This window comes from Niameybacter massiliensis (genome assembly GCF_001282685.1).
Taxonomy (GTDB): domain Bacteria; phylum Bacillota; class Clostridia; order Lachnospirales; family Cellulosilyticaceae; genus Holtiella; species Holtiella tumoricola.
On sequence record NZ_LN875033.1, the window covers coordinates 110,043 to 123,413 of the forward strand.

14 protein-coding genes are annotated in these 13,371 nt (G+C 32.2%); 4 read left to right on the forward strand and 10 right to left on the reverse strand.

The window, feature by feature from the left end; all coding sequences use genetic code 11:
• Positions 1-15: 15 nt before the first annotated feature.
• Together speE and speB are read left to right on the forward strand one after the other, a co-directional pair.
• Positions 16-870: a polyamine aminopropyltransferase gene (speE, locus tag BN2390_RS02225; protein ID WP_334291880.1), complete on the forward strand. Its 855-nt coding sequence runs from the start codon at positions 16-18 to the stop codon at positions 868-870.
• Positions 863-1,723: an agmatinase gene (speB, locus tag BN2390_RS02230; protein ID WP_053982722.1), complete on the forward strand. Its 861-nt coding sequence runs from the start codon at positions 863-865 to the stop codon at positions 1,721-1,723. Before speE ends, speB begins: the two co-directional genes overlap by 8 nt.
• A gap of 68 nt (positions 1,724-1,791) precedes the next feature.
• Here speB and BN2390_RS02235 read toward each other — a convergent pair whose 3' ends face one another.
• Positions 1,792-2,781 carry a diaminopimelate dehydrogenase gene (locus BN2390_RS02235; protein WP_053982723.1) on the reverse strand — a complete coding sequence of 330 codons (990 nt, stop codon included), beginning with the start codon at positions 2,779-2,781 and terminating at the stop codon, positions 1,792-1,794.
• A gap of 238 nt (positions 2,782-3,019) precedes the next feature.
• On the opposite strand from BN2390_RS02235, the gene BN2390_RS02240 reads away from it, so the two are divergent.
• Positions 3,020-4,339: a helix-turn-helix domain-containing protein gene (locus BN2390_RS02240; RefSeq protein ID WP_053982724.1), complete on the forward strand. Its 1,320-nt coding sequence runs from the start codon at positions 3,020-3,022 to the stop codon at positions 4,337-4,339.
• Positions 4,340-4,528: 189 nt separating this feature from the next.
• On the opposite strand, the gene BN2390_RS02245 is transcribed toward BN2390_RS02240, so the two are convergent.
• The 6 genes from BN2390_RS02245 to BN2390_RS02270 all read right to left on the reverse strand — a co-directional run bounded on the left by BN2390_RS02245 (position 4,529) and on the right by BN2390_RS02270 (position 9,253).
• A complete protein-coding gene (locus BN2390_RS02245; RefSeq protein ID WP_053982725.1) occupies positions 4,529-5,779 on the reverse strand; it encodes a tyrosine-type recombinase/integrase in 1,251 nt (416 codons plus the stop codon).
• A gap of 99 nt (positions 5,780-5,878) precedes the next feature.
• Complete coding sequence (locus BN2390_RS02250) at positions 5,879-6,076, reverse strand: excisionase (protein ID WP_053982726.1); 198 nt, start codon at positions 6,074-6,076, stop codon at positions 5,879-5,881.
• Between the two features lie 37 nt (positions 6,077-6,113).
• Positions 6,114-7,160 carry a P-loop NTPase family protein gene (locus BN2390_RS02255; RefSeq protein ID WP_154668756.1) on the reverse strand — a complete coding sequence of 349 codons (1,047 nt, stop codon included), beginning with the start codon at positions 7,158-7,160 and terminating at the stop codon, positions 6,114-6,116.
• Positions 7,161-7,332: 172 nt separating this feature from the next.
• Positions 7,333-8,043 (reverse strand): ATP-binding protein, encoded by a 711-nt coding sequence (locus tag BN2390_RS02260; RefSeq protein ID WP_053982728.1) that lies wholly within the window; start codon positions 8,041-8,043, stop codon positions 7,333-7,335.
• A complete protein-coding gene (locus BN2390_RS02265) occupies positions 8,033-8,608 on the reverse strand; it encodes a hypothetical protein (RefSeq protein WP_053982729.1) in 576 nt (191 codons plus the stop codon). The genes BN2390_RS02260 and BN2390_RS02265 overlap by 11 nt, the downstream gene beginning before the upstream one ends.
• A gap of 375 nt (positions 8,609-8,983) precedes the next feature.
• Positions 8,984-9,253, reverse strand: a complete 270-nt coding sequence (locus BN2390_RS02270; RefSeq protein WP_053982730.1) for a hypothetical protein — start codon at positions 9,251-9,253, stop codon at positions 8,984-8,986.
• Between the two features lie 124 nt (positions 9,254-9,377).
• Here BN2390_RS02270 and BN2390_RS02275 point away from each other — a divergent pair, with 124 nt between their 5' ends.
• Positions 9,378-9,854 (forward strand): hypothetical protein, encoded by a 477-nt coding sequence (locus BN2390_RS02275; protein WP_053982731.1) that lies wholly within the window; start codon positions 9,378-9,380, stop codon positions 9,852-9,854.
• Between the two features lie 91 nt (positions 9,855-9,945).
• On the opposite strand, the gene BN2390_RS02280 is transcribed toward BN2390_RS02275, so the two are convergent.
• Genes BN2390_RS02280 through BN2390_RS02290 form a run of 3 tightly spaced genes read right to left on the reverse strand, consistent with a single transcriptional unit; the run spans position 9,946 to position 13,188 of the window.
• Complete coding sequence (locus BN2390_RS02280; RefSeq protein WP_053982732.1) at positions 9,946-11,115, reverse strand: restriction endonuclease subunit S; 1,170 nt, start codon at positions 11,113-11,115, stop codon at positions 9,946-9,948.
• Entirely contained in the window at positions 11,099-13,033 is a 1,935-nt protein-coding gene (locus BN2390_RS02285) for an HsdM family class I SAM-dependent methyltransferase (RefSeq protein ID WP_053982733.1), read from the reverse strand. The genes BN2390_RS02280 and BN2390_RS02285 overlap by 17 nt, the downstream gene beginning before the upstream one ends.
• Positions 13,033-13,188, reverse strand: a complete 156-nt coding sequence (locus BN2390_RS02290) for a ribbon-helix-helix protein, CopG family (protein WP_154668757.1) — start codon at positions 13,186-13,188, stop codon at positions 13,033-13,035. Before BN2390_RS02290 ends, BN2390_RS02285 begins: the two co-directional genes overlap by 1 nt.
• Positions 13,189-13,371 lie beyond the last annotated feature (183 nt).

Below are 13,371 nucleotides of genomic sequence, written 5' to 3' on the forward strand. Positions count from 1 at the left end.
AAGGAGATAACTATGATTGATTTATGGTATACAGAGAATCATCAAGAAGATACTAGATTCTCAATTAAAGTAAAAGAGCATCTGCATTCTGAAAAAAGTCCTTTTCAACAAATTGACTTCTTTGAAAGTGATACCTTTGGTCGTTTCTTTACTCTAGACGGATTAATGATGGTAACCCAAAAAGATGAATTTATTTATCATGATATGATTACTCACATTCCTATGGCGGTTAATCCTAGTATAAAAAGAGTTCTCATTATCGGTGGTGGAGATGGTGGTACTGCACGTGAAATTCTCCGCTATAATCATATTGAAAAAGTAGATATGGTTGAAATTGATGAGCGTGTTGTTCGTCTATGTCAGCAATATCTTCCTCAGACTGCTTGTCAGTTAGATCAAGACCCTCGTCTTACTCTTTATTTTGAAGATGGGCTTAAATTCGTTCAAGAAGCGAATGATGAAATTTACGACCTCATCTTAGTAGATTCAACTGATCCTATCGGACCTGGCGAAGGTCTCTTTACTTATGATTTTTATAACAACTGTAAACGTGTACTTAGTGATGCTGGTATTTTAATTAATCAACATGAAAGTCCTTATTATGAATCTTACGCTCATGAAATGAAACGTGCACACTCTAAAATCAAAGCTACATTCCCTATCGCAAAGGTTTATCAATTCCATATGCCTACATATCCTTCCGGTCATTGGTTATTTGGCTTTGCATCTAAAAAGTATGACCCATTAGCAGATCTTCAAAAAGAAACCTGGATGAATTTTGGACTTCGTACACGTTATTATAATACAGATTTACATATGGGCGCTTTTATGCTCCCAACCTACGTAAAGGAGAGTCTAGAAAATGCATAATGTAAGTACTACACAACAATTCATTGGTTTTGATGCCTCTTATGAGTCTTCACAGATAGTCTTAGTAGGTGCTCCCTTTGATGGAACAACTAGTTTTAGGCCAGGTACTCGATTTGCCCCTAGCGTTATTCGTCCTGATTCTTATGGGCTTGAAACCTATTCTCCTTATTTAGATTTAGATCTTGAAGATTATAGTCTTTGTGACATCGGAGATATCGAACTGCCATTTGGTAATACCAAAAACGCACTTAAAGAAATTCAAACCACTATCACACAAATTGTTAATGATAATAAAAAGCCATTAATGATTGGTGGAGAGCACTTGGTTTCACTCCCTGCTCTTCAATCACTTTACGAAAAACATCCTGACTTATGTATCATCCACTTAGATGCACATACTGATTTACGTGATGATTATATGGGCGAAAAACTATCACATGCTTCTGTTATTAGACGCGCTTGGGATTTCTTAGGTGATCATCGCATTTATCAATTCGGCATACGCTCTGGTACTAAAGAAGAGTTCAATTGGGCAAAAGAACATACTTATCTTAATCCCTTTAATTTAGAGACCTTTGAAGATATCACTATTAAGTTAAAGGATCGCCCTGTCTACTTAACAATAGATTTAGATGTTTTAGATCCTTCAATTTTCCCTGGCACCGGCACCCCTGAACCAGGTGGCATCTGCTTTAATACATTAATATCCGCTCTTAAATCATTAACATGTCTTAACCATCTCGTTGGAGCTGATATTGTAGAATTGTCTCCTCACTATGACCCATCTGGCGTATCTACTGCCGTATGTTGTAAAGTAGTCCGAGAAGTTGCACTACTTCTTGCTCATAAATAATTAAACGTTATTAATATAAAAAGAAGCTCATGTATATAAAATACATGAGCTTCTTTTTATATTAGCTATTAAAGTAATTCTGTCATTAATTCCATACTTGTTTTTGGTGATAAGTATGAAAGTGGTACATCAAATACTGATTTTGCACCTTTCATACCTTCTTTATTCATTCTTACAGCTGCTCTAGCATATGCTACTAAAACATTTGCTGTGAATTGTGGATTACTATCTAGTTTAAGTGAGAATTCAATAATTTGTTTACTTTCTTCTTCAAATCCTGTAGCACCACTTCTAAATACAAATCCACCATGTGGCATTTTTGCATGATCTCTTCTTAATTCTTCTTCACTGATAAAGTTTACAATTGTATTGTAATCTGAGAAGTAGTTTGGCATTGTTTTGATTGTATTTTCAATCTCAGCTAAATCTGCTCCATCTTCTGCAACTACAAAACATTCACGAAGATGTTTATCTCTTGTTGCAAGTTCTGGATTTTCACCATTTCTTACACTCTCCACTGCTTCATTCATTGGAATAGTATATTGGATACCATTTTTAACGCCTTTAACACGTCTGATCGCATCTGAATGTCCTTGACTTACACCTTTACCCCAGAAAGTATAATCTTCTCCTACTGGTAAGATTGCTCCTGACATCATACGAATCATTGAGAATAAACCTGGATCCCAACCTACAGAAATAACACTTGTTGTATTAGCTTCAGTTGCCACTTCATTTACGTTTGTAAAGTATTCTGGAATACGCGCATGTGTATCAAAACTATCAATAGTATTAAAGTGACGTGCGATTTCTGGCCCTTGTACTGGTAAATCAGTAGCAGATCCTCCACATAAAATCATAACATCAATTTTACCTTTATAACTTTCTAAAGCATCCATATGCTCAACTTTTGCTGTAGCATTATGAATTTGAAGTGTTTCTGGCGCTCTTCTTGTAAAAACAGCTACAAGTTCCATATCTGGATTTTGATTTAATGCTGCCTCTACACCACGTCCAATATTACCGTAACCTACTATTCCTACTTTAATTGTACTCATATTTATTGCCCTCCTCGTAGTATATTAAATTATTTTATTTCAATATAGTTTCACTATTAGTAGTCTTAAAAAGAACTACTAATAGTATAATGCCTTATGCCTTTTATTGTCAACATACTTTATCACTTTGTTAGATATATACTATTATTTTGTAATTAGTCTAAATATTTATTTACTTTTTGTACAATTTTCTATATGATTATATTAACACTTATTTGATATAATCTGGAGGTTAATCATGGATATTAAAATTCTGTCTCCCGGTGAAAAGCTCAAAGTATTACGTCAGCAATATAAAATTAAACAATCCGAATTATGTGGAACATACATTACAAGAAATATGCTTAGTATGATTGAAACAAATAAAACTGCTCTTAATCCCTCTACTGCCCAAGTATTATTTGAAAATATGAGGGAGCTTTGTAAAGCTAAAGGATTACCATTCAATACCACTCTAGAATATTTACTAGAATCTCCTACTATACAGGCACAATCTATCGCATCAACTTTTATTTCTAATCTTATATCACATCCTGAGTTAATTAAAACTTCTTTACATAATAACGATTTCTTTCAAATGTCTCTCCTATTAGAAAAATATAATCTTAATCAAGAACGTACAATTCTTTTTGAAATTGCAGGTACTTTTTTTGAATCACAACACCTTTATAGAGAGGCTTTAACTTATTTTCTAGTTAGCTTAGAATGTATTAACCAAAAAGATGCGGATCCTAAATACATCGATATAACTTATCATCTTATGCATTGTCACTATTATTTAAATCAGTTTAAAGACGTTCTGGATTACTCATATCTCTTCTTACATTATCAGCCTCATTGTTCCTCCTGTTATACTGAACAAGTTTATAACTATACTATTCATTCTTATTATAAACTCCTTAAATATGCAGAAGCATTAGATTTAATAAGCATCTATCGGGAGCATTTTACTTTAACAACAGAATTAAAATTTATAAAAGCGCATTGCCTTCGTAAGCTTAACAGACCTAAAGAAGCTATTTCCTTGTATGATTCTTTATTAAAACAGCATGATTTAGCCCTAGAAGAAGAAATCAAGATTAATCTACATCTTATACATACTCATTTAGAATGTTCAAACCTCTTACAAGCTAATAAGCTTTTTGAGAAAGTCTTACCACTTATTCATATTTACAAAAAAGTTAGCTATGGAGATGATTTGATTGAAATCTATGGCTATCTTGCTAGTATTTATGCCACCCAGAAAGAATTTGATATTGCACTTAAATATACCTGCCTTGCTCTAAATCAAATATTATTAAAACTTGATTCCTCAAGAATAAATACTATTTTAGATCAGACATTGACCTATATCTCTTCTTGTTCTATCAGCTCACAGGCTGAATTTATAAAGTTATATGGCAAGATACTATGTTCTCCATTAACCGTAGATGCTTCTTATACACTTAATATACTTATACTAAGCTATTATTCTGATACACCTAACCTTATGCCTTATATTGTTTCTTCCATTGAAGCAAACAATACCTTAAATAAAAAAAAGATACCCACATATTAATATGCGGGTATCTTTTTTATTAAGATTATTCATTAATTGGTTTCATTGTTGGGAAATGTTACCCCTTCATTTATAACTCTCTGTTACTCTGTATATCCCTATTTTAGGATATTCCTTTTTATTATTTATTTTAAAACTCTATGCTACTTTATATAAGTGGTCGTATATCTGTCGTAAGATTGTCGTAAGCTAGATTATCTTAACTTGAACTGTCTTCTGTTCATTAAAATAATCTTCAAAGTTAATTAACTCTGTACGTTTAAAATCCTTTGTAGCTTCTGCGTAAATATTCATTGTAATCTCTGCATCAGCATGTCCTAGAATGTCCTGCATTGCCTTTATATTTACTCCTGCTTCACACATCCTTGTCGTAAATGTATGTCGTAAGGAGTGATTACTAAATCTAGGGAGTGTAATTACATTTTGCTTACTATGATCTAATACTTCATAATTACAATCTCGAATAATTCTCCTTAATGCCTTATTAAGTGTTCCCTGATGTTGTACGCCACCAAAGCGATTGATGAAAATAAAATCTGTATATCCATCTACAACTGCATTACACTTTAAATCACATTCTTCTTGATATTGCCTTTCTAAAAGAAATGCTTCTTTTACCTTTGGCACCATAGGAATTATTCTTTTTCCTGCTTCTGTCTTTGGCGTATTGATAGCGAATGAACAACCTTCTGCTTTTCCCCTACTATAATAAACTAGGGTATGGTTAACACTTATCGTTTCATCTTCTAAATCAATATCACACCAACGCAATCCAGTAATTTCTCCTACTCTCATTCCAGTCCATAGCAGTATTATAAAAATAGGATACCATCTATTATATTGCCCTTGTTTACGTAAAAACGATTCGAATAATTCTTGTTCCGATACAGTAAGTGCTTTTCTTTTCTCCGAGTCATTATTATGAGCCCTTTTTAACTCTTTCAAAGCATTATCTGAAGGATTATATCTAAGATACTCATCCTCTACCCCAATCTCTAGAACTTGATGTAACACTGTATGAATACTATCAATAGTTGAGATTTTAAGTTTTCTTTCATCCAAAAGCAGATTATAAAATGCTCTAACATCTGTCCTTTTTAAATCTACTATCTTAGTATTTCCAAACTCTGATTCTACAAACTGTGTATACATATACTTATAATTTTGAAGTGTATTATCTTTTAATCCTCTTTTTAACTGTATCCATAGCTTATATAAATCATTTATTGTGAAATCTTTTTTATCTGCTCTTATTCCGTCTAATACATCCTTAAGAACATCTGCTTCTTTATTGCGTAGTTCTTCAAGGGTCTTCGCATAAATAGAATGACGTTTACCTCTTTTGTCTCTCCACTTATACTCAAATGTACCATTTGCTCTTTGGTATTCTCCATCTTTTAATACTCGATTTTTATTATCCTTTCGTCTCTCTACTGCCATGATAATTTCTCCTTTCATAACATTAAAGAGAACACGCTCAAAATTATTATATCTCAACCGTGTTCTTATTGTCTATTATAAAATTACATTAATATTTGATTATATTGAATATATTTCTTCTATGTATTTATCAAATAGCTTCCGCTTAATAAGTCTTTTGCTACCACACCATAGTACAAAACGACAATTCCTATCGTTTGTAAGGTCTCTTAGCTTATTAATACCTATCCCAAAGTATGCAGATGCTTCTTCAAGTGTAAGATTTGATTTTTCCCATATTGGTACTTCTTTAGCCATATAATCCCCCTTTGCACAAACACCCTCTAGGAGTAATCTATTTTTCTTCTAATGCACGTTTCTTTAAATCATCATAATCTACATATTCCTTTGCAGGAATAGAAAAAGTTCTATATTCTCCATCTTGCTTATATCTATATTCAATCACATCTAGCCGTCTAATAAGTTGGTCAATTTTATCCCTATCTTTTTTTGCATCATCAACCATTCCTGCATAGACTTCATCTGGTGGAAAAACAGATGTAATAACTACCGTACTCCATAGACAGAAACAATTTGAGTAACGACAATGAACCTGTGCTCTTGAAAATTTATCTAACATTACCAAAAGCTGTGCAAATCTCATATCCCCTTTAAATTCATCCATAAAAAGAATAGGCGGTGCACCTTGTTCTATGTAAAAGTCCAAACCACCATTTTCAAAATCTGTTGCAAAGTAGATATTTTCAACACCATGCTCTTGGCATAATTGGTAATAATAATAACTCTTTCCTGTTCCACTTTCTCCAACAATCCAGATACATTTCTTATCTTCTTTTAACAATGGTGTTTCTTGTATTCGTTTATCGATAAATGCTGACTTTATCATCTTTTCATATTTTCTATACGGAAAATTTTCCATTATTTCTCTTGGAGTAAATCCTTGTTCTAATAACTCTTCTATATCCTCAAGATCAGACCTTTTACCTTTAGTATCTTGTATATTATCTAATCCCTTAGTGTGTAAAACCTGCTCACCCTTTTCGTCATACGGCGGTTCTTTTAATAAATAACTTTTTAATTCTTTTTTACCACCTAATTGCGGTTCAATATGCGAATCAAATAGTATCTTTGCAACATTTCCTAGTGTAGTTAGATTTCCATATAATACTACATGTGCGTGATATAGTCCCTTAGCACTAACACATACTGCAACGCCAGCAACACGCCGCTTACCACTAGCAGACCATGTCTCAGATATAAATTCTGCTAACTGTTCCGGGTTTTCATATTCTACTTTAGATAACCCTGCTTTCTCCATGTTAGCAATCTGAACAGTTCCTATCCATGCACGACCTTTTATACTTTTTGAAAATTTCCCCATAGTTACACCTCCTCCTTCACAAGTTACAATTTTCATGTAACCCCAGACCTCTTGAATACTCAGATATTAACTATAAAATTTACAGTTACACAAGTGAGCTGGTAATACTAACAGCTCACCTATGTTAAAGTGGATGGCTTGTGTCTACGCCACCGCCACCCACTTTAACGAATTAAGCAAAATATGCCTGTCCTTTTTGAACCAATAACTTCTTTAATTTATCTGGTTCCTTTATGTAAGGAATTCGAATAATATCTATATTTTTTTCAGGCGTTGATATGTATCCACAACAACTAGGAAGATGTAGGCTTTTGTTGATTTCACAATTTGGGAATAGCATAGTTGCTGATTCTGTTGAAATTGTTGACCCCATATATATTTTAATTCCAAATTGTTCTCTAATAGCAGTATCCAATACCTTTGCATTGAATTGCTGACTTATAAATATTAGGTGGTACCCGAAGCTACGCCCCATAAATGCAATATGGCTAATTTTTGACATAAGTTCTTTGAATTCTTTTGTATCTTTAGATAATGCATAACTTGAAAATTCATCAAACACAAGATATTTTTCTTTATATACTTTACTTTCAACTGATTCAATAAAAGAATTATAAAACTCATTTAGAACTTCCTCACACTTCGTAAACTCAGCATAATTAGGGATAATGCCATTCCAATCTCCTCCTGCTTTGTAATCACATATTGCAATATCTACTCGTGAAGCAAGGAGTGGATTTACAAGCATCTGTGATAGCACTGTTTTTCCACCACCAGTTATTCCAGATATTAAAATATGTGGTACCTTTGCTGTATTCCAAAAAAAAACATCCTTTATGCCATCTTTCCATTTTGTCTCGTTATATCCAAGTTTAATCAACATCGTCTAGTTCCTTGTTTAAATCATCATCTTCAAGTATTCCGTAGTCAGTATCAGTATTTTCTCTTATCGTCATCTTATATCTATATTTAAAATTTTCTGAGTCCTCCTGCACCTCTGCATAGTATAGATATACTCTTACAAAGTCATGACCACTACTGAAACAAGCAAAGGTTTTCCAACTTAAGTTATTTATCAATAAGTATCTTCTGAACTTTAATAGTAGTAAATTTGTAACCTCATTTAATTCTTCAACCTCCATTTTATGATGTGGAATGAAATGCACCCCAATAAATGGTGTTCCTGAATTAAACGATGTAGCTATATCAATATCAAATGTAATATTCGAGTAGGGTCTTGAAACATTTTTAAGCTCTTCAGCTAGCTGTTGTGAAAAGCAGTGTCTTATAACTTCTTTTGAGGTTAGAGCTTTTATAACTACCCTTATATCAGTTTTTAGTTGATATACAAGTTGCTTTAATGAAAAGGACATATGCAACGCCTTTTCAACTAACAATGCACAAATAAATAACAACAATACTATCATTATTATTTTTACGAGTTCCAAATCATATCACCCTCTCTTAAAATCTATACTTTTAGTTATTAACCCAGTCATCATATTAACTTCTAGCATTAAATTTAACGCCTAGAATTTCCTTCAAGTAGCTGTTAACCCCTAGGCTATTAAATACTTGACAACAGGAACCCATTGATACGGTATCTCAGGCTTGGGTTCAGGCTCCACCACCTAGCAAAAACCGTACTAGGTGCTAAAGCCTGAAGGCACGCTGTGCCAGCCTACCATATCAATACCTCTTATAAAGTAATGAAAACTCATACTTTATACAGCTAAATTCCCCTATCGCTCGTATGTTAAAAATATTCATCAAGAATACTTTCTACATTTAAATCCATAGTTTTTTCAGTTATGCTATTAATACTATTTATTTAAAACATCAATACGCTTAATAGGTTGAAATGTTTTTCCTTTTGAAGTTATAGCTCGATCGTAAAGTATATCTACATCCATTCCTACTTTGAACCCTGAACAATCATAATTACCAACATAAATTGATTCTACTCTCATACCCACACAACCTCTACCCGTTTGGCTATTGGTGTAATAGGCGTTAAACTCTTCGGCTACATGAATTGTAGTTACCTTCTCACCATTGCCGTTAATTGAATAAGCCATCCCTATAAGTTGCATATTTTTTTCCTCCTTTCTAAGTAAAGCTAGCGCTTGCTTTACTTGTTCGGTTAACCTTGTTATACTCATCTTACAATCTAACAAAGGAGGTGTATACCCTGCATAGCCTAATGCAGGGTAATATATGAAACTACATAAGTTTAAAGAAAAATATTCTTCATTGAATCATATTCATAAACATATTGTTTCTTGTATGCTTGTACAAATGAATAGTTCAAAAAAGTATACTAGTACTAATGATGCTATTCACAAGAAAATATCGGATAATATGGAATTAATGAATATTGGTTACGAAGAACTTTACAGATTACTAAACAAATCTTTCGATTATTCTACAAATAGGAAAACATATGAATCATTCAGGGGTAGAAAAAGTATTAACAGTGCGTTGCTTGAAGATACTTGTACTGTACTTAATATCCCTGCTGAAGAAATAAGACATCTTAAGGGTCCTAACGGTGGAGCCAGTGTAGACTGTCAAAATATTGACTGGTTATTCAATTCCTTAAGTACACAAAAACAATCTGCAATTCAATATTTAGCAAATGCATTATTTATGGCTGAACATTGCCCAGAAGTCTTTGATAACTTTGAGGAATAAAAAAAGCTATCAAAAACGATTTTTATCGTATTTTGATAGCTTTTTCAAACTCTATTAGACAATAGCTTGAATATAATTGAATTCTTTTATTTTATCCTTCCAATCTGTCACCATAAGGTAAGGACTTTATATATTCCTCCATAAATTTCCAATCCGGAACGTATCCTTTGTCCGAGTATTTACAATTTTTATCAATTAAAGGATTTCCTTCCTTGTCTCGTTGAATTGGAAGCTTAATTATTGATTTCCCGAATTTTTTAATATCATGTGGCTTTCTTCCATAGCTCCATCGATATTTCTCATGCATAATTATTGTGCAAAGGAATTCTGCTAGATATACATTCATATTATAACCTTTTATATAAAAGGCTGTAATATCATGGCTACAAGTAAAATTCTCTTTTTGGTAATAGGCATTACAAACAGATCCATTTACAGTAACCGCAATACAATTTCCTTTATATATTTTCTTTTCAAGCGTATCATCTTTATTGCCAACTTTATCCCATGATTGAATATCTTCTAAACAATAATATTCAGTTACTCCGTTATTATTTTCAGTTGATGCTAAAAAAGGTATATTTCCTTCTTTTGAGTGTTCTGGTTTTTTATTATAAAAACCCCCTTTTAATGTAAATAAATCGTTAAATGTAAACTCCTCCCACTTCTCAATCTGTAAAGAGCTAATTACTTTATCTTTATTGTTAGTAGTAAGAGGTTTATGATTCAAAGAATTCATAAATTTTTTCATAAAATCCCAATCTGGGATAAAACCCTCTTCTGAATACTTATTTTCAGCATCTAAAATAGCATTCCCTTGTTGATCTCTTTGTATTGGTAATCTAATTTTTATATATGGAAGTGTTTTATTTGCTTGTCGTCCATACCAATATTTATACTTATCTAATTCAATACATACACAAATAAACTGTTTACATTCTTTGGGATATTCTTCCTTTGGAACTAAAATAAACAGGTGATACCCACTATAAAACTCATCTTCCTGAACAAATGTGGATAACGTACTACTTCCACTTCCTGCTACTGTAATTAGTCCTGCTGGGCTCGGTTTTACTCCATCAATACGTTTTACGTATGCTGTAACACCATTATTTTCTCTAGTTCTTGCCACAAAATTCACTTTTTCACTATCTTCTTTTGTTGTTTCTTCGCAAGAATCTAATGTAAAGCCATTACCATATTCCACATCAAACAATCTATTAATCTGGAATTCTTCCCAACTCTTAGTTTCCAGATTCATATATCTTTCCCTCTTTCATTAAATATGCAAGATAATTATTAACAGTATTTTGAAAATCTAATTCTGATAGCTTACTATAATCTGTTTTCATATAAGCTTCACATAACCATTCTGATTCACTATCTACTTCAGCTGTTGCAGATAATCCATCAACTACTTTCTTATTATGAAATAGCTTCAACCAATTTTCCTCTATACTCTTCCACTTTGAAGAGCCATTTTCATCAAATTGTTCCACTCTTCCTAGATTTTTTTTCTTTTTAAAACCATCATCTTTAAAATATCCAAAAAAGGTTTCATTTACTGTTCCATCACTTTTAACATGTGATTTTCCTAAGGTAAATAACATACAACAAGCTGAGGCTGAGGCTCCTGGATAAAATATTTCATTTGGCAATGTAAATACTGCCTCTAAAGTATTATGTTCTAACATGGCTTCTTTCTCTTTTTTAATAATATTACTTGTTCCAATTGCTGCTGAAACTGGTAATAATACTGCAAGCTTCACATACTTTCTCGATTCGTTATTCTTCTCTCTTTTATCATTCATTTCCTTAATAATATCAGACAAGAAATGAATAAATACTAACCCTTTTGTTGGATCTTCTTTTCCCTCTTTAGCTGCCTTAGTCCAATTGGTTTTGTAACGTTCAGGAATTCCAATTGGTTTAGCATTATAAGGCGGGTTCATTAAAATAATATCTGGGTCTGCTTCTTTAATAAAATCTACGCAATCAAAGCAACTTTTAAATTTAATATTACTATTTCCATCTCCATGAATCAACATATTGGTAGTAGCAAGTCCATATGCTTTCTCTTCAACCTCAATCCCATAGATATGTTTTTCTTTAACAATCTTCATTAACTCTATAGATTCTTCTTCAGTTTTTCCCTTACGACAATCTGCAAGCTCTTTTACCATTGCCTGAACTAAGAATGAACCACTACCACAGGTTGCATCAAGTACTACTTTTCCACGATCTACTTCTGTTAATCTACACATAAATTCTGTAATATGATCAGGGGTAAATGCTTGATTTTTATCTGCTTTTCCTGTGTATTTATTAAATGCAATAAAAAATAGATTCAATATGTCTTGTCCTTCTGAACTATCTGCATCAATATACTTATATATATCTATGAGGATTGTATCTAGAATCTTAATCCAATTTTCTTTGTTAAGTTTTCTTACTTTCTGGTTATTTAAAACATTTTTTTGAAGAAGCTCTACTTTTTTTGTTTTATTATCACATCCGTCTAATAATCCATTTAGAGTAGATTCTATTCCGGCTCTAATAGACTTCTCATCCATCATAGACCATACTTTATTTAGATCATTTTTAAGTTCATTGTCTATCTTTGTGGCACCTGCTCTATTAACCATATCTTTAATATACAAAAGAGTCGTTCCAACAAACTGGCTTCTCAAGTCTTCTTTAATATCCATTTTATGAAGTAATTCATTTAAAGCTAAAGTATTTTTTAGTACCTTTTCTCTATCATTCTCTTTATTTATATCGAATAGTCTTACATAATGTTCCATTTTATCTAGGACAGTCTCAGTAGTAAGAATACTCTCATCATCAATACTATTTTTCCATACCTTAATCTTATCATTATTAGTATTAGCCAATATCGCAATTATCTTTTTACCACAATGTAAAGCTTTTTCTTCCTCCACATATTCATTTAATTGCTTTTCGTCCTTTGATGTAAAATTCTGTTTTGTTTCCACCAACACAACAACATCTCCAGATTCAAATCTTATATCTAATTTATAATGTTCTACTTCTCGACCCATTGCTTTTTCAAGCTTTGCTTTTGAACCTGCTTCTTGAACATAACTATATTCTCCACCTTCAATATTGGGTGTATGATATTCAATTCCTATTGTATTTATTATTACTGTTCTCTCCATTATTCTTCCCTAGCCTTTCCTTTTCTTTCTAATTTTTCTTCTCTCCATACAGCGTCCGAAATCCATTGTGAAACATTCTTATGATCTTGTGTAGCTAGTTTTTTTAATTGTTCAGCCGTAGCTTCATCTAACGATATGTTAATTCGTTTCTTCATTTTCTTTTCCTTTCCCCCAAAATCTATACACACATTATACACATATCGTGTCCCTTTAAGCAATCTTAAAACAAAAAACAGAGTAAAGATTTTTCTTCACTCTGCTTATTTGAACGTATTCTCTTTTATTTAGTCGTAAATCAGTCGTAAATTCTAATTTTCAATCTTTAAAATCGTTGATTT